At 35.0% G+C, this 16,881-nt stretch carries 13 protein-coding genes and 1 pseudogene; 7 read left to right on the top strand and 7 right to left on the bottom strand.

From position 1 onward, the window contains the following. Positions 1–210 precede the first annotated feature (210 nt). Together glnK and amtB are read left to right on the top strand one after the other, a co-directional pair. Entirely contained in the window at positions 211–549 is a 339-nt protein-coding gene (glnK, locus tag GYM76_RS06375; RefSeq protein ID WP_065562562.1) for a P-II family nitrogen regulator, read from the top strand. 20 nt (positions 550–569) lie between these two features. Continuing rightward, positions 570–1,850, top strand: a complete 1,281-nt coding sequence (amtB, locus tag GYM76_RS06370) for an ammonium transporter AmtB (RefSeq protein WP_065734595.1) — start codon at positions 570–572, stop codon at positions 1,848–1,850. An 82-nt stretch (positions 1,851–1,932) separates the two neighbouring features. Here amtB and GYM76_RS06365 read toward each other — a convergent pair whose 3' ends face one another. The 5 genes from GYM76_RS06365 to fdhD form a co-directional block, all read right to left on the bottom strand. After that, entirely contained in the window at positions 1,933–2,403 is a 471-nt protein-coding gene (locus GYM76_RS06365; RefSeq protein ID WP_065562560.1) for a hypothetical protein, read from the bottom strand. Between the two features lie 1,245 nt (positions 2,404–3,648). Continuing rightward, positions 3,649–4,542: a DMT family transporter gene (locus GYM76_RS06360; RefSeq protein WP_220224937.1), complete on the bottom strand. Its 894-nt coding sequence runs from the start codon at positions 4,540–4,542 to the stop codon at positions 3,649–3,651. 179 nt (positions 4,543–4,721) lie between these two features. Beyond that, positions 4,722–5,948, bottom strand: coding sequence for a nucleoside permease (locus GYM76_RS06355; RefSeq protein WP_220224936.1), 1,227 nt, complete (start codon positions 5,946–5,948; stop codon positions 4,722–4,724). A gap of 47 nt (positions 5,949–5,995) precedes the next feature. Further along, positions 5,996–6,814, bottom strand: coding sequence for a purine-nucleoside phosphorylase (locus tag GYM76_RS06350; RefSeq protein WP_220224935.1), 819 nt, complete (start codon positions 6,812–6,814; stop codon positions 5,996–5,998). Between the two features lie 252 nt (positions 6,815–7,066). Further along, positions 7,067–7,876 carry a formate dehydrogenase accessory sulfurtransferase FdhD gene (gene fdhD / locus GYM76_RS06345; RefSeq protein ID WP_065734592.1) on the bottom strand — a complete coding sequence of 270 codons (810 nt, stop codon included), beginning with the start codon at positions 7,874–7,876 and terminating at the stop codon, positions 7,067–7,069. Between the two features lie 177 nt (positions 7,877–8,053). Here fdhD and GYM76_RS06340 point away from each other — a divergent pair, with 177 nt between their 5' ends. Next, on the top strand, positions 8,054–8,584 hold the full coding sequence (locus GYM76_RS06340; protein ID WP_065734591.1) for a DedA family protein: 531 nt from the start codon (positions 8,054–8,056) through the stop codon (positions 8,582–8,584). Here the strand turns inward: GYM76_RS06340 and mscM are convergent. After that, positions 8,581–11,199, bottom strand: a complete 2,619-nt coding sequence (gene mscM / locus GYM76_RS06335; protein WP_220224934.1) for a miniconductance mechanosensitive channel MscM — start codon at positions 11,197–11,199, stop codon at positions 8,581–8,583. The genes GYM76_RS06340 and mscM overlap by 4 nt on opposite strands. Positions 11,200–11,206: 7 nt before the next feature. After that, a pseudogene (gene asd / locus GYM76_RS06330) lies at positions 11,207–12,052 on the bottom strand (archaetidylserine decarboxylase); the annotation flags it as partial. A gap of 211 nt (positions 12,053–12,263) precedes the next feature. Between asd and rhaB the strand changes: the two are divergent. From rhaB to rhaT, 4 genes are read left to right on the top strand one after another with little or no spacing between them, the layout of a single operon-like run. Beyond that, positions 12,264–13,664 carry a rhamnulokinase gene (gene rhaB / locus GYM76_RS06325; protein ID WP_220224933.1) on the top strand — a complete coding sequence of 467 codons (1,401 nt, stop codon included), beginning with the start codon at positions 12,264–12,266 and terminating at the stop codon, positions 13,662–13,664. 40 nt (positions 13,665–13,704) lie between these two features. Continuing rightward, positions 13,705–14,958, top strand: coding sequence for an L-rhamnose isomerase (locus GYM76_RS06320; RefSeq protein ID WP_065734588.1), 1,254 nt, complete (start codon positions 13,705–13,707; stop codon positions 14,956–14,958). Between the two features lie 10 nt (positions 14,959–14,968). After that, on the top strand, positions 14,969–15,793 hold the full coding sequence (gene rhaD / locus GYM76_RS06315; RefSeq protein WP_065562550.1) for a rhamnulose-1-phosphate aldolase: 825 nt from the start codon (positions 14,969–14,971) through the stop codon (positions 15,791–15,793). Positions 15,794–15,846: 53 nt separating this feature from the next. Then, positions 15,847–16,881 (top strand): L-rhamnose/proton symporter RhaT, encoded by a 1,035-nt coding sequence (rhaT, locus tag GYM76_RS06310; RefSeq protein ID WP_220224932.1) that lies wholly within the window; start codon positions 15,847–15,849, stop codon positions 16,879–16,881.

The raw sequence follows: 16,881 nt of genomic DNA, 5'->3' as shown, positions 1-16,881 counted from the left end.
AACAGCACCAAAAATAAGCACAAGCACCATATTAGTGCGACAATGAGGCTATTTTTAGCGTCAAAAACCCCGTTCCTCAACTTTTTTTAAATAGCAACTAATAACCCTTACTCATTTTAAGTATTTCACAATATTAATCACCCTCTTTTTAATTTTTGGCACGCCCTTTGCATTAACTTTAATAAGATTAATAGTTATAAGGAGTAATGGATGAAATTTGTCACTGTAGTTATTAAGCCTTTTAAATTAGAAGAGGTTAGGGAATCACTATCCAATATAGGTGTTACTGGTTTAACTGTTACTGAAGTTAAAGGTTTTGGTCGACAAAAAGGTCACGCCGAACTGTACCGAGGCGCTGAATACAATGTTAACTTTTTACCAAAAGTAAAAATAGAGTTAGCCATTAGCGATGAATTACTCGATGAAGTCATTAACACCATTACAAAAGCTGCGTATACCGGAAAAATAGGTGATGGCAAAATATTTGTTACGCCATTAGAACATGTAGTTCGAATTCGTACCGGCGAGACTGATGAGTCAGCACTATAACTATCAATAAGGATATCATTATGTTGAAGAAAATTATTCTCTCTTTAAGTTTAGTTTTAGCCAGTCCAGTCTTTGCCGACGAAGTGGAAATTGCGGATAAAGCCGATAATGGTTTTATGATGATTTGTACTGCATTAGTGTTATTTATGTCTGTGCCTGGTATCGCATTTTTTTATGGCGGATTATTACGATCTAAAAATGTGCTATCCATGTTATCGCAAGTTTTAGTCACCTTTTCTTTAATTGCTGTATTATGGATTACTTATGGGTATTCATTAGCATTTGGTGAAGGTAACTGGTTTTTCGGCAATTTTGAGCAATTCTTATTGGTTAATGTTGGTATTACTGATATTTCAGGTTCGATTTACGAACTAATTTGGATTGCATTCCAAGGTTCATTTGCTTGTATTACTTGTTGTTTGATCTTAGGTGCGTTTGCTGAAAGAGTCCGTTTTTCAGCTGTCCTTATCTTTATGGTGTTATGGTTTACTTTTTCCTATATTCCGATGGCACATATGGTATGGGGTGGTGGTATCCTTGGTGATGAAGGTGCATTGGATTTCGCTGGCGGAACCGTTGTGCACATCAATGCAGCTGTTGCCGGTCTATTAGGTGCTTATATGCTTAAAAGCCGTATTGGCTATAACCGTGAACCATTAAAACCATTCAACCTACCTTATGTTTATTTAGGGGCCGCAATATTATATATTGGTTGGTTTGGATTCAATGCAGGATCATCAACACACGCTGACGAAATCGCTGGACTAGCCTTCATCAATACCGTAGCTGCAACAGCTGCAGCCGTACTCGCCTGGACCATTGCCGAATGGATACTACGTGGCAAACCATCATGTTTAGGCGCTGCATCGGGTGTAATAGCTGGATTAGTTGGTGTAACACCTGCTGCTGGCTTTGTTGGTGTTGGTGGAGCAATGTTAATTGGGCTTGCTTGTGGTTTTGCAGGAGTATGGGGCGTATCATCTTTAAAAAGAGTCTTAAAAGTAGATGATACTTGCGACGTATTTGGCGTTCATGGCGTGTGTGGTATTGTTGGCTGTATATTAACTGGAGTATTTACCTCCGAATCACTGGGTGGTATAGGCTTTGCCGAAGGTGTTACTATGGCTAGCCAAGTTGGCATACAATTAATGAGTGTGATTACCTGTGTAATTTGGACTGCAATTATTGCCTTCATTGCTTATAAAATCGCTGATATTACAGTTGGTTTACGTGTTTCAGAAGAATATGAACGTGAAGGACTTGATATTAACAGTCACGGTGAAAGCGCATTTAATAGTTAATATATAAAAACTATAAATAAAAAAAATCTACAGTATGTTACTACTGTAGATTTTTAGCTTATTAATTATTGTTAAGTTTTTTCTAGTCATCCCAAAGCATAATTGCATTATCTTCGGTTAAGACTAAAGGTGGAGCAAAAAGGTACTCTTTAAATTTAGTTGGTAATAGTTGAACATTATTTAAATTAAGTTGTATTTCTGGGTAAAATTTGGCAAATTCTTTTAAACGATCACTAAGTAATTCCATAACTTTATTGGACTCTTTGGCAATTAACATCTCTTCTTTTAACATGCCAATCTGTTTTTTATGGTGTTCTGATTCAAATATTTCAGGGAAAATAAATGAAAAACCTGATTTCTTATTAGTGTCATTATGATGTTCCCTGTATTCAGAATGGTGTAGTTTTAACTCCTTGATACGTAAACCAATAATTTCGTCGATGTGATCGGTATAATCATTTAATGTTGAATCTAAATAAGCTAAAGTTTTGTGTTCAGGAATAGCATCATTACTGTGCACTAAGGTAAATAATGGCTTTTTATATGTCTTCATTCTGTAACTTCCTTTTTAATTCAGGGTAAAAATAGAACAATAAATTTGATAATAAACACTCATTGCCAAGGTATATCTGTATAACTTTATGTTTATAAATAAAAATCAATTAAGATTTTTAAAATACTGCTATTTACTACTGACTATTAAAACTTGTGGTTTTTTTACAAAAAAGACCATACGATTACGATAAGCCTATCAGACTAATTACTAGCTTATTTAAACCGGCTATTTTTTCAGTACCCTCCATAATATTTTGAAAAAACTAATTAAAAAAATACCAATTATGATCTACAAATCAAAGATTAACTAAATAAACTCTATCTGGATTAAAATAAATAAGACTTCTTACAACTAAACATTTATCACTCAGTCAAGCTATTCATCTTGATAAAATATTTGTCTTAGAATATAGATTAGGGGGCATATTGATACCTCAATCCAATCATTGGTTGATATAAGTCCATTTAAGAAGTATCAAATCTTCTTGAAAATGTTTGCAATAAAAGGGATAAACTCAACTACTAATTTATCGTATATCGGACTTAAACTCTTTCGTTATTACTCTACTAGAAAATATTTTTAGAAAATAATTAACTCTTGGTGATGCAAAATATTTTTCAGATAAAAATATATTACTTTATATTGGGACGATCAATAAATTTTTAAATACCAAAAGATAATATTACTTCATTTCTACTTTATTTAACTAAATAAACTAAATAACAAAATGTATCAACCTCGGTAAAGACTTTATTTTAAAGATGTAAAAAATACCTTAAAAAACATAAACTATTTTATCAATAACATTACTGTTTTTCAGGTTATTAAATACTAGTATTTTTTTATATTTTTGTCCAGTATTTGATAAATGATATATTGTTAATTTAATTTAGCGAGATTATTTAAACATTTCATTATTTTAATGGGCAGAATAACGGTGAAAAATATTATTGGCATTCTGATTATTTTTTTTGCTCTTTTCACTCGAGCGATTTTGAGCTCAGAATCATTACAATATACTAATTGTTATCACGTCAAATATTCTTCAGGATAAAATAGTGGGGATCCGGGCAACTTATTGTATCTCCACGATAGATAAAAACAGCCTATGCTTAACGTTATAATATTTGTGAGTAACAAAAGAATCCTGTAAAGAATATTTAGACTATTGGTTAAAAAGTTAAGTACAAAACCTGTTTGAAGATAATTAAGTGTGGATAACCACACTTAATTTGTTGAATATTATTTCTTTAAATGTTTTAGATTTGGTAAGGCGATTGCAAACAAAATAATCACTACTCCAATCCATTGATTCAAATAGACCGATTCTTTTAAATAAAAATAAGAACAGGTTACTGCAACAGGTAGTTCTGCAGCGGATAAAATAGCACTAAGCGAAATACCGATTTTAGGCATACCGACTGAAAATAGAAAAGGGGGTAAGACTGTGCCTAATAAGGCCAATAAAAATCCGAGTTGATAAATTTTATCGTCAATACTGAGTTCAAAGAAAAATAGTGGCGGAAAAATACAGAAAGTCACAATACAAGCACCGGTTATCATCAAGGCACTTTTCTCTAATTTTGGTAATTCATTGCCGATATTGCTACTAGTTGTAATAAAAAGCGAATACATAAGCGCTGCTAGAAAACCAAATAAACAACCTGTTAAATTTAATTCAATAGCTTGATTAAAAAGACCCGCAGCAAAACAACTACCAACAATTATGATAACGACTGTGACTAATTGAAGTGGTGAAGGTTTATTTTTAAAAATAACAAAATCAATAATGACACTAATCCATAAGTATTGCATAAGCAAAATAATCGCAATTGATGCTGGCACCAACTGTACACATTGATAATAGCAAATACCCACTAATCCGGGAAATATACCTACTGCACATACTTTCCATTTTGGGGTTAATGTTTTTTTATTTTTAATCTTTGGTTGTTTGAGCGTTTTTACAATCAGATGGATCCCCCATAATATCAACATACCTAAAAAACATTGAACACCAGTAACTTGTCCTAGGGTATAACCTGATTGATAAGCGGTTTTTACAATAGAAGAGAGAACGCCAAAACTACATGCACCTAAAAAAACTAATAAACCACCAAAAAATTTTTCTTTCATACTAAAATCTCATTACTTTTAAAACTATATTTATCGCCAATAATTGGCGCATAAAACAATCATAGCCAACAAGCTATATCTTGCGGCTTTATGTCACTATTTTTTACGGTATGGTAATACTCAAAAAAAACAGAGGATAAATAAGGGACGATGTATCCCTTATTTATATTGATAAGATGTTACTTCGCAGATTGTTTATAATTAAAGGTAAAATAAAAAACAAAACCTAAAATTAATGCGTAAGCCGCAAAAATTAACCATATTGAGTGCCAATCTTTTAATCCATCATGAGTATTGATATCAACGACAAAACCACTGATGAAAGAACCTATAATCGCACCAATACCATTAACCATCGTCATAAATAGCCCTTGGGCACTCGCACGTATATTAGAGTTAACTTCTTTCTCAATAAAGATAGAGCCTGAAATATTAAAGAAGTCAAAAGCACAACCATATACAATCATTGATAACATCAATAATACAAAACCAAATGGCGTAGGATCACCATAGGCAAAAAAGCCAAATCTAAGTGTCCAAGCGATTAAGCTGATTATTATGACTTTTTTGATTCCAAATTTCTTGAGAAAAAATGGGATCGTCAAAATGAAGGCAACTTCAGCCATTTGTGACACTGATAATAATATTGCTGGATGTTGTACAATCACGCTATCTTGAAATTCTGGGATTCTACCAAAATCTTTCAAAAATGCTCCGCCGAAGGTGTTGGTGATTTGTAATATAGCCCCTAATAGCATCGAAAAGAGAAAAAATATCGACATTACAGGGTTTTTCAATAATACAAACGCATCTAAGCCAAGGCGTGAAATCCATGATTGTTGTTGATTAGCGATGACTTTAATATCAGGTAAAGTCGCACTGTAGATGACCAAAATCACAGACGCACCACAAGCAATATAGAGTTGTGCATTACTAATATCGAATTTTAGTAAACTGATTGTCCACATAGCAATAATAAAGCCTATTGTCCCAAAAACACGAATTTTTGGAAAAACAGTAATAGAGTCTAAATTGCTTTTATCTAAACAGTGATAACTAATTGAATTAGATAATGCAATTGTTGGCATAAAAGCCATTGCATTGATAAGCATCAACCAATAAAGTTGAATTGGTGTTGTTGCGGTTGCCGCATAAAATAGTGCAATAGCACAAACAGTATGGCAAAGCATAAATAAGTATTTTGGTGGAATAAATTTATCCGCAATTATTCCAATAATAAACGGCATAAATAATGCCGCAAAGCCTTTAGTGCTATAAACCAGACCGACTTCTGCACCAGAGAAATGCAACGTATTGATTAAATAAATACCAAAAGTTGTCAACCAGCTTCCCCAAATAAAATATTGGAAAAACATCATTACTTGTAATCTATGCTTCATGTTCATTATTTATATCCAAAATAAAGTGAACTGCTGATGTGAAATTATACAAATTAAAAACGCGCAATTGTTTTAGTTATCAATTGTAAGAAAGTTGATTTAACGCGTTCAGCTGTTTCAATCACTTCTTCATGCCCTAAAGGTTGATCTAAAATGCCACAAGCCATATTAGTTAAACATGAAATACCGATAGTTTTAATGCCAGAGTGATGAGCAATAATTGCTTCAGGAACCGTAGACATACCAACCGCATCAGCACCAAGCGTACGGATCATTCTGATTTCTGCTGGGGTTTCATAAGTAGGGCCTGTCCACCAAGCATAAACACCTTGTTGTAATGTGATATTTAGTTCCTTGGCTATTTCGCTAACTGTTGCTCTTAATTGCTTATTATAAACTTCGCTTACGTCCAAAAAGCGAACCCCTAATTCAGGATTATTTTGCCCCATTAATGGATTATTAGCGGTTAAGTTAATATGATCAGTGATTATCATTAAATCCCCTGGCTTAAAGCTAGTATTGACTGCGCCACAAGCATTGGTAATGATTAGTTTTTCAACGCCTAGCATTTTCATTACACGCACAGGGAAGGTAACTTGATCTAATGAAAAACCTTCATAGTAATGAAAACGGCCTTTCATTGCGACAACAGTCTTATCACCGCATTTACCAATCACTAATTCATTTGCATGGCCAACAGCAGCAGATTTAGCAAAGTGAGGGATATTGTCATAAGGAATATGGACGGCATCTTCAAGAGTCTCGGCAAAAGGACCTAAACCCGATCCAAGTATAATCCCGATTGTTGGTTTTTTGTCTGTGTGTTGTTGAATATAGTTAACTGCTTGTTGAATATCTGCTGTTTGATGCATAACACTATCCTTTCAAATTTTAGTAGATACTTAATTGATAAAACTGTGTGATCAAAATCATAAATAGAAAAAGTTCACGTAATCTATAATAAAAACAAAGTCATTTTTATTTTTAGCGTATATTATGATGGTCTTCGACCAATAAAGAAAGACGTGGGATGAGATATCTTCGTATAAAAAAGTTAATATATTGTTTTTATTATGATAATTAATATCGATTAATTTTTAATTAATTTAAATAAAAACTGCATATTATTTGAGAATACGTTCTTTAGTCGAATAAATAACACCTTGAGTATCTCTAAAAAATCCAACTAATGTTAACTGACACTGTTTAGCTTGTTCAATCGCCATAGAAGTTGCTGCTGAAACGGCAAAGAGGATCTCGACTCCACAACGGGCTGTTTTTTGTACCATTTCATAACTTGCCCGACTTGAAACAAGAATTACCCCTTTTAAATTTTCATTATGTTTTCGTAGAAATGTGGCACGATAGCCTAATAGTTTATCTAAAGCGACATGCCTACCCACATCTTCAAATCCAACAATAAAATTACCGTTTAAATCTAACCATACCGCAGCATGGGTACAACCAGTTTGGCTGCCCACAGTTTGAACCTTCTTCAGATAATTAAGGGACTGTTCAAAATCAGAAAGATGAATTTTATCGTTTAAAGAAAGGGGGGGAATAAACTGGCAAACTTGCTCTATCTGTTCGGTACCACAAATTCCACAGCCACTTCTACCAGTTAAATTTCGACGTTTTTCTTTTAATTGCATAAAACGTCGTGAAGATAGCTCAATATGGACTTCAATGCCTTGCTTAGTATCGATGATCTCAATACCATAAATTTCATCAACAGACTCGATGATTTTTTCTGTTAATGAAAAGCCAATAGCAAAATAATTAAGATCTTTGGGTGTTGCCATCATTACCACGTGAGAAATACCGTTATAAATAAGCGCAACAGGTTTTTCAATTGCGACAGTATCTTCTTGCAATGGTTGTAATTGACCTTGTTTAAATTTATTCACATTACATTTTTCAATGCCTACTGTCATGGTATGTCTCATCATTATTAGCAATTTAATTCCAATTATAATAACTGAGGTTGATATCAATAAAAAGCCTGTCATTTAACTTATTACTTTTGTTAGTTTCTACCAATGATTAGTCGAACTATACTGCTTTTGTTGTGTTAAAATGAGTTATTCTAAAAAAATAGAAGCTAAAAAATTATGTCATTAAATGAGATTACGCATACTATTATGCAATTTATTGAGCATCATCAAATTTGGGCATTGCCAATTATTTTCATATTAGCGTTTGGCGAGTCATTAGCGATTATTTCATTGCTGGTACCTGCTACAGCAATTTTATTAGGTGCAGGAGCATTAGTGGGAACAGGGGTGATCTCATTTGTTCCTGTTTTGATATCGGCATCATTAGGTGCCATTGTAGGGGATTTCATCTCTTATTGGTTAGGTAAACATTATCACCAACAGGTAATCTCTTCATGGCCTTTAAATAAATACCCAAAAATGATATTTCGTGCTGAACAATTTTTCCAGCGATACGGTACTTTCGGCGTGTTTATTGGTCGATTCTTTGGGCCATTGCGTGCAATCGTTCCATTAATTGCAGGAACAATGCATATGCCAGCAGCAAAATTCAATATCGCCAATATTGCTTCAGCACCAATCTGGGCATTTGTTTTATTGGCACCCGGTGCATTTGGGGTGCCATGGTTAGAAACCTTGTTTGGTTAAATAGTACCAATTGTATAACTACGACGCCCACTTTTGCGACCAAGCGCTTCTAAATTGGTTTGTAAAGGTGGGAATGGCAATGTCAAATTATGTTGGCGATAAGCTTCAAGAATCAATTTTTGTATTGAGCTACGTAATTTCATACGATGCCCCATTTCAGCTGCAAAAACACGTAGCTCAAATAATTGAATACCTTCTTGAATATCCACTAAAAAGACTTGCGGTTCAGGATCGTTAAGAACAAATTCACACTCCTCTGAAACTTGTTGTAATAGCTTCATAACCAGTTCACTATCGGCATCAATCGTAGCGGGTATAGTTAACACAATACGAGTAATTGAGTCAGATAAAGACCAGTTGACCAATTGTTCAGTAATAAAAGCCTTATTTGGCATAACAATTTCTTTACGATCCCAATCAACAATCGTTATTGCACGAGTATTAATTTTGGTAATGTTACCTGTTAAATCACGAATAGTTACGGTATCGCCAATTCTCACCGGTTTTTCAAACAGAATAATTAAGCCAGAAATAAAGTTAGCAAAAATCTCTTGTAAACCAAATCCTAAACCAACACCTAATGCCGCTATTAACCACTGAATCTTAGACCAATCAATCCCGATAAATGAAAAAGCAATCATACAACCAACCATCAAAATAATATATTTTGATACGGTTGAAATGGCATATCCAGTGCCGGGTGCGAGGTCTAAATGTTGTAAAATGCCTAACTCAAGCAGCGCCGGTAAGTTTTTTACTAACTGAACAGTAATGGTCATAACCAAGATCGCGATACAGACAGCACCTAGGGTAATATGTTGTTCAATTTCGTTGCCATTAATAATGGTACTTGTTCCCCATAGCTTGATATTATTCATAAAGGCAAAAGCGGAATGAAGTTCAGACCAAAGTAAAATCATACTAATTAAAGCAATTAGCATAATAATTGACCTGACTAGTTGTAATGATTGGGCACTGATCACATCTAAGTCGATAACAGGTTCATCCATATTATCATTTAATGGGGTGAGATCTTCTTCAATTCCTTTAGCGCGCTGCATACGTTCTAATCGACGTTGTTTTGTACGTTCAAATTCAATTCGTCGTTTTTGTATCCACATCCAACGGCGTATCATAAAATAGACCACTAACAAGCCAAACCAGATAATGACCGAAGCTTCTAACCGTCCTAATAATACTTCAGCTGTCGATAAATAACCTAAACAAGCAGCAATAATGGCTAACCATGGTGCACTCAACAACACAAACCACAGAATATGACTTAATAAATTATCGCCAGATCCTTTTTTATCGATATAAAGTGGAACTTCAGCGCGATGAATAGAATTAGTCATAAATACGAGTGCAAAACAGAGAATAATGAATGCGGTACGACCGATAGTTGCTGCAAATTGACGATTGTTAAACTGATCAAAGCTCATTACAACCATTACTAAAGGGATAACCACCCAAACCGACAGTTGATAATATTTCATAGCTTGACGGACATTTTTCTTTGACCATCCAAAATGAGTAATAAATAGCCCATTTTGAGACGCAAAATGCGCGGTGATAATAAACACCCACAAAATTGGAGCAGCTGCATTAACGCCATAGCCTAGAGCAACGGCTACAGGATAATCCCAGTTAATTTGAAGAGCATAACCTAAAGCAGCCCATAAAATAGGAACAGGCAATGCCATAATTAATGACAAAACAATCACTTCCAAAGTAAGTGAATAACTATCTTGGGTGACTTTACCAACCCGAGCCGCCGATTTATTTAAGAAAGCGTTATATTTTCCTCGCATTTTGAAATGTACAAATACAAACAATAAAGATAATACTAGGAAAAACAGTGGTTTTGGCGCACTAAGCACTTCAACACCAGCATTATATAGTTGTGACAGCGTATCAATTTGAACGGTGACATAAACGACATCTCTGGCTAAATCAAGAATAAAACTTAATGAAACGGGATTGACGTCAGCAACCCAGAAAAAGTAACGGTGTGCAGCATCATTAACCTCATCGATAGCATTGGTTAGTTGCTTATTCGATATTTTTAATTTAGTTAGTTCAAGAATCGTGGTATCAGTACCCGAAATCAACGTTTTGATGAGCTCACTTTGTTCTCTTAATAAACGGCGATATTGACTAGCTGATTTTAGATTATTCAAATTACTTGGTAACGTAGGGTAACTATCTAGCCTAGCTAAGGTATTTGAATAATTGAGTTGCTGAACTTTGGCTTCTGCGATTTCAGCATCAAGGGGTTGTGATTTAGGTTTTTCAGGTAATCGTAATAATTGTTGGCGAAGGGTTTCACCTAATGCTGTTGAAAAACTTAACCATTCGCCCTGTTCAGCAAGGGTTGCGAGCGTATTTTGAACATGGGAAATTTGGGTATTAATATTATTTTGTTCATTGATGATGCTGGTTAAATGCGCTTTTTGATACTCCATATTCTGACGAAGATCTTCATTTTTTTCATTAAGCTTAGCAATAACTTCGGTAAGCTGATCTTCATTATCAATATTAGGTATTGATTCTTCAGCAAAAGCAAAGCAAGACAGAAGGAGTAATATTCCACCCAAAAAACCACGCATCAACATAAAGTTAGATCCTTTCAGCTAGTTTTTGACCTACACGAGTAACGTCACCAAGTTTAAGATGGCTGTCAAATTCAACAGCATTTGAAGCAAACAGCGTAATAACGGTTGAACCTAATTTAAAGCAACCCATATCTTCACCCTTCGCTAATTTAATCTGACCAGAATAAGTCCAACGTTTCATTATGCCGTCACGAGGAGGCGTAATAACGCCTTCCCAATTTAATTCAATACTTCCTACAATCGTTGCCCCAACCATAATTTGTGCCATTGGTCCAAATTCAGTTTCAAATAGACAAATTACACGTTCATTTCGAGCAAAAATATTAGGAATAGTTTCTGTTGTTGCTTTATTCACTGAAAATAGTGAGCCAGGAACATAAATCATCTCACGCAATATACCATCACAAGGCATATGAAAACGATGGTAGTTTTTAGGTGATAAATAAGTAGTTGCAAAAGATCCATTTTTAAAAAACTTAATCATATCAGGATGACAAGCAAGCAGGGATTCTAAAGAATAAAAATGTCCTTTAGCTTGCAAAAGAAGATTATCTTGAATGTTACCAAATTGACTAATTACCCCATCTGCTGGCATTACAATACTATTTGCCGCATCATCGATTGTTCGCGCATCTTCTTTTAGCTCACGAGCGAAAAAGTCATTGAACGTTTTGTACTCTTTAGCATCAGTCAATTTAGCTTCACTTAAATCGATTTTATATAATTTACAAAAACCGATAATCATCCATGTAGTGACTTTTCCTAAACGTCTGTTAGCTAACCAACCAAATAGGGTAGTTAATAATTGTTTTGGAAGAAGATACTGAATAATTGCTTTTAACTGATTTAACATAGATAGCTCTCAAATTATTTTCGAAATAATGCATTATATCAATATTTATTCTGAAAGTATAAATAGCACAACTTAATTCATATTTTGTGGCAAAGATCACAAGAATTTTAAAAATTTTGCCAAACTTCACTAACAATGGCAGTCAATTAAAAGTGTCTATCAAAATAGTTCTCTAGACTATCCCCATTAGCAAAATTGAGGGTAAGTTATAATGGCAGATAGATATATTGCTGCAATTGATTTAGGTGCATCTAGTGGCCGAGTTATGTTGTCGAGTTATCAATCTCAAAAAATCACATTAACAGAAATCCACCGATTCAGTAATGGGTATAAAAGTGATGGTAAAAATTTTTGTTGGGATTTGAACTATTTAGAACAAGAAATCTTAAATGGATTAAACAAAATTATTCAACAAGGAATCAAACTCGATAGTATTGGTATAGATACATGGGGCGTTGATTATGTATTGCTTGACAAGCAAGGCCAAATCGTCGGACCGACATACTCTTATCGCGATCATCGTACTGACAATATCATGTCAAAGGTACAAGATGAAATTGGAACAGAAAATATTTATCAAAAAACCGGAATTCAATTCTTAACCTTCAATACACTCTATCAACTCAAAGCTATGATGCTTGAATCACCATCTTGGCTATCGCAAGCATCTGATTTTGTGATGATTCCTGATTATCTGATTTATCGATTGACCGGTGTTTTAAATCGTGAATATACCAATGCCACCACAACCCAACTTGTTAATGTTGCAACTCAAACTTGGGACAAAGATCTACTTGATTATCTAGGCATACCACGTAAATGGTTTGGTGATATTTGTATGCCCGGAAACCAAGTTGGATATTGGCAAAGTGCAAAGGGCGATCGTATTCCAGTAATTGCAATTGCAAGCCATGATACTGCCAGTGCTGTTATAGCTGCGCCATTAATGGACCAACATAGTGCTTATTTATGTTCAGGTACTTGGTCACTTATGGGATTGGAATCTAAACAACCTTTCACAGGAAAAGAAGCGTTAAAAGCGAATATTACCAATGAAGGTGGTGTTGATGGTAATTATCGAGTGTTAAAAAACATCATGGGATTATGGTTATTCCAACGCGTTTGTTCTGAACACGAAGTCAAAGATATCAATCAATTAATCACATTGGCAAAACAAGAGCAACCTTTTGCTTTTCTCATTAATCCTAATGATCCAAGGTTTCTAAATCCTGATGAAATGACAGAAACCATCAAACAGGTATGTTTAGAAAACATTGGTCAGGCTCCTAAAAATCTCCCTCAATTGGTGAGATGTATTTTTGACAGCCTAGCACATCTATATCGAGATGTATTAAACGAATTATCGATGCTAAGTGGTAAACCAATTAACACATTACATATTGTCGGTGGTGGTTGCCAAAATGCTTTTTTAAACCAGTTATGTGCTGACTTATGCAATGTCAATGTTACCGCAGGTCCCATTGAATCATCAGCCTTAGGCAATGTGGGTTACCAGTTAATTTCATTAGGTGAAATTGCTGATGTTAACGCATTAAGACAACTCATTTCACAGAATTTTGACACTAAATATTATCAACCCAAAAGTAATTAACCAATTATAGAAAAATTTTATATTTATTAAGGAGTATTTCATGAGCGCAATTGAAAATGCCTATCAGATCGCTAAAGCAAGATTTGCTGAAATCGGTGTGGATACAGATGCTGCTATAGCAGCAATGGCAAAATTACCGATTTCTGTACATTGCTGGCAAGGCGATGATGTTGCTGGTTTTGAAAAGCAAGAAGGTGAATTAACTGGTGGTATACAAGCGACAGGTAATTATCCGGGTAAAGCTCGTAATGCAGATGAATTAAGATCAGATTTAGATAAAGCCTTTAGCCTTATACCAGGACCAAAACGATTAAATCTACATGCTTCTTATTTAGAATCAGATCAAAAAGTCGATCGTAATGAAGTCAAACCAGAACACTTTGCCAATTGGGTCAAATGGGCTAAAAAACATCAGATTGGTCTAGATTTCAATCCAACATATTTTTCACACCCTTTAAGTAACGAAGGCACTCTTACTCATGTTAATCCAGAAATTCGTCAATTTTGGATAGATCATGGAAAAGCTTGTCGTAAAGTATCAGAATATTTTGGTAAAGAATTAGGTACACCATCAGTCATGAATATCTGGCTACCAGATGGAATGAAAGACATTACTGTCGATAAATTTGCACCAAGACAACATTTAGTTGAATCATTGGATGAAATTATTCGAGAAAAGATTGATCAAAAATATCACATTGATGCAGTCGAAAGTAAATTGTTCGGTATTGGTCTTGAATCTTATACTGCTGGATCAAATGAATTCTATCTCGCTTATGCTACATCACGTAAAACTGCACTATGTTTAGATGCTGGACATTTCCATCCAACTGAAGTCATTTCAGACAAAATTTCTGCCGTAATGCCTTTTGTTGAACATCTCTTACTACATGTTAGCCGTCCAGTGCGTTGGGATAGTGATCACGTAGTGCTCTTTGATGATGAAACTCAAAATATCGCGAGCGAAATCATTCGAAACAAACTATTTGACCGCGTACATATTGGTTTAGATTTCTTTGATGCCTCTATAAACCGTATTGCCGCTTGGGTAATTGGCACTCGCAACATGAAAAAATGCTTGTTAAAAGCACTATTAGAACCTACCGAACAATTAAAAAAATATGAACACGATCGTGACTTTACTTCACGACTAGCATTACTCGAAGAACAAAAATCATTACCTTGGCAAGCAGTTTGGGATCAGTACTGTTTATTGAATGACGTCCCAGTTGGTAGCCGATGGTTAGATGAAGTTCGTCAATATGAAACAACAGTTTTAACTAAACGATCATAAGGAAAACAAAATGCAACAGATTCTTTCTTCTTGGTTTGTAAAAGGGATGATCAAAGCCACTTACGATATGTGGTTAAAAGGATGGGATGAGCGTAATGGTGGTAATGTTAGCTTAAGATTACTTGAAAGTGATGTGGTCTCTTTTCAAAGTGACTTTTATAAAAATCCCCGTCACGTATCGTTAACACAAGATGTGACTAAACTTGCTAACCAGTACTTTATTGTCACAGGATCAGGTAAGTTTTTCCGCAATGTCATTTTAGATCCTGCTGATACGTTAGCCATTGTCAAAATTGATGAACAAGGCAAGGGTTATTACATCATGTGGGGATTAATAAATGGTGGATTACCGACTTCTGAACTCGCTGCTCATCTGCAATCACATATTGTAAGAATCGAACAAAGCCAAGGAAAAGACCGCGTGATCATGCACTGTCATGCGACCAATTTAATTGCATTAACTTATGTCCTAGAACTTGATACTGCGGTAATAACGCGATTGTTGTGGGAAATGAGTACCGAATGTTTAGTTGTATTTCCAGATGGTGTTGGTGTCGTTCCTTGGATGGTTCCAGGAAAAGACGAAATTGGTTATGCCACAGCAAAACAGATGGCAAAACATAGTTTAGTGTTATGGGCTTTCCATGGTGTATTTGGAACAGGACCAACGTTAGATGAAGCTTTCGGCTTGATTGATACAGCTGAAAAATCAGCAGAAGTTCTTGTAAAAGTCCTATCAATGGGAGGAAAACGTCAAACCATATCCACGGAAGAGTTCAGATTATTAGCTGAGCGTTTTGATGTGAACCCAATGGAAGAAGCATTAAAACAGTAAAAGCTACTAATAAAAAATATCAAATTATATTTCAAAAATATAAGGATAAATATATGGGTAGTTCAATTATTTTAGGCATATTTTGGCACTTTGTTGGTGCCGCTTCTGCCGCGTGTTTTTACGCACCACTTAAAAAAGTAAAAAATTGGTCATGGGAAACCATGTGGTCAATAGCCGGACTATTTTCATGGATCATATTGCCATGGTCAATTAGTTACTTCTTATTGCCTGACTTTTGGTCTTATTACGGATCGTTTAGTTCAGATATATTAATTCCAGTTTTCTTATTTGGCGCCATGTGGGGAGTAGGTAACATTGGTTACGGACTAACAATGCGTTATTTAGGCATGTCGATGGGCATAGGTATTGCGATTGGCATAACCTTAATCGTTGGTACGCTAATGACGCCAATACTACAAGGTAAATTTGGTGAATTATTGGCTTCAACTGGCGGAAAAATGACATTATTAGGTGTCGTTGTTGCTGTTATTGGTGTCGCTATCGTAACTTATGCGGGTTTATTGAAAGAAAAAACACTCGGAGTACAAGTTGAAGATTTTAATTTAAAGAAAGGACTTCTTCTTGCCATCATGTGTGGTATCTTCTCTGCTGGTATGTCATTTGCCATGAGTGCAGCAGTACCAATGCACGAAAAAGCTGCCGAACTTGGCGTAGACCATCTATACGTAGCTCTCCCAAGCTATGTCATTATTATGGGTGGTGGTGCAATTATTAATCTAGGTTTCTGTATTAGTCGACTCTGCGCTAAAAAAGAACTTTCATTTAAAAAAGATATCTCAGTTGCCAAATCCCTACTTATTAGCAACATACTATTTGCCATTTTAGGTGGCGCAATGTGGTATTTCCAATTCTTCTTCTATGCTTGGGGGCATGCAAATATTCCAACTGAATATGGTTTCATGAGTTGGATGTTACATATGAGTTTCTATGTACTTTGTGGTGGTATTGTTGGATTAGCACTAAAAGAGTGGTTTGGTACTGGCAAAAAACCAGTACGAATACTTTGTATTGGCTGCTTAGTTATCATTTTTGCAGCGAACATTGTTGGTTTAGGCATGACGAATTAA

It is taken from the genome of Gilliamella sp. ESL0443 (assembly GCF_019469165.1).
GTDB classification, from domain to species: domain Bacteria; phylum Pseudomonadota; class Gammaproteobacteria; order Enterobacterales; family Orbaceae; genus Gilliamella; species Gilliamella apicola_E.
Note: the sequence above shows the minus strand (reverse complement) of the source record. Positions and strands in the feature narration are given on the sequence as shown.

Coding starts and splice junctions, on each gene's coding strand:
- glnK (WP_065562562.1), top strand. CDS start 211: ATGAAATTTGTCACTGTAGTTATTAAGCCTTTTAAATTAGAAGAGGTT.
- amtB (WP_065734595.1), top strand. CDS start 570: ATGTTGAAGAAAATTATTCTCTCTTTAAGTTTAGTTTTAGCCAGTCCA.
- GYM76_RS06365 (WP_065562560.1), bottom strand. CDS start 2,403: ATGAAGACATATAAAAAGCCATTATTTACCTTAGTGCACAGTAATGAT.
- GYM76_RS06360 (WP_220224937.1), bottom strand. CDS start 4,542: ATGAAAGAAAAATTTTTTGGTGGTTTATTAGTTTTTTTAGGTGCATGT.
- GYM76_RS06355 (WP_220224936.1), bottom strand. CDS start 5,948: ATGAACATGAAGCATAGATTACAAGTAATGATGTTTTTCCAATATTTT.
- GYM76_RS06350 (WP_220224935.1), bottom strand. CDS start 6,814: ATGCATCAAACAGCAGATATTCAACAAGCAGTTAACTATATTCAACAA.
- fdhD (WP_065734592.1), bottom strand. CDS start 7,876: ATGACAGTAGGCATTGAAAAATGTAATGTGAATAAATTTAAACAAGGT.
- GYM76_RS06340 (WP_065734591.1), top strand. CDS start 8,054: ATGTCATTAAATGAGATTACGCATACTATTATGCAATTTATTGAGCAT.
- mscM (WP_220224934.1), bottom strand. CDS start 11,199: ATGTTGATGCGTGGTTTTTTGGGTGGAATATTACTCCTTCTGTCTTGC.
- rhaB (WP_220224933.1), top strand. CDS start 12,264: ATGGCAGATAGATATATTGCTGCAATTGATTTAGGTGCATCTAGTGGC.
- GYM76_RS06320 (WP_065734588.1), top strand. CDS start 13,705: ATGAGCGCAATTGAAAATGCCTATCAGATCGCTAAAGCAAGATTTGCT.
- rhaD (WP_065562550.1), top strand. CDS start 14,969: ATGCAACAGATTCTTTCTTCTTGGTTTGTAAAAGGGATGATCAAAGCC.
- rhaT (WP_220224932.1), top strand. CDS start 15,847: ATGGGTAGTTCAATTATTTTAGGCATATTTTGGCACTTTGTTGGTGCC.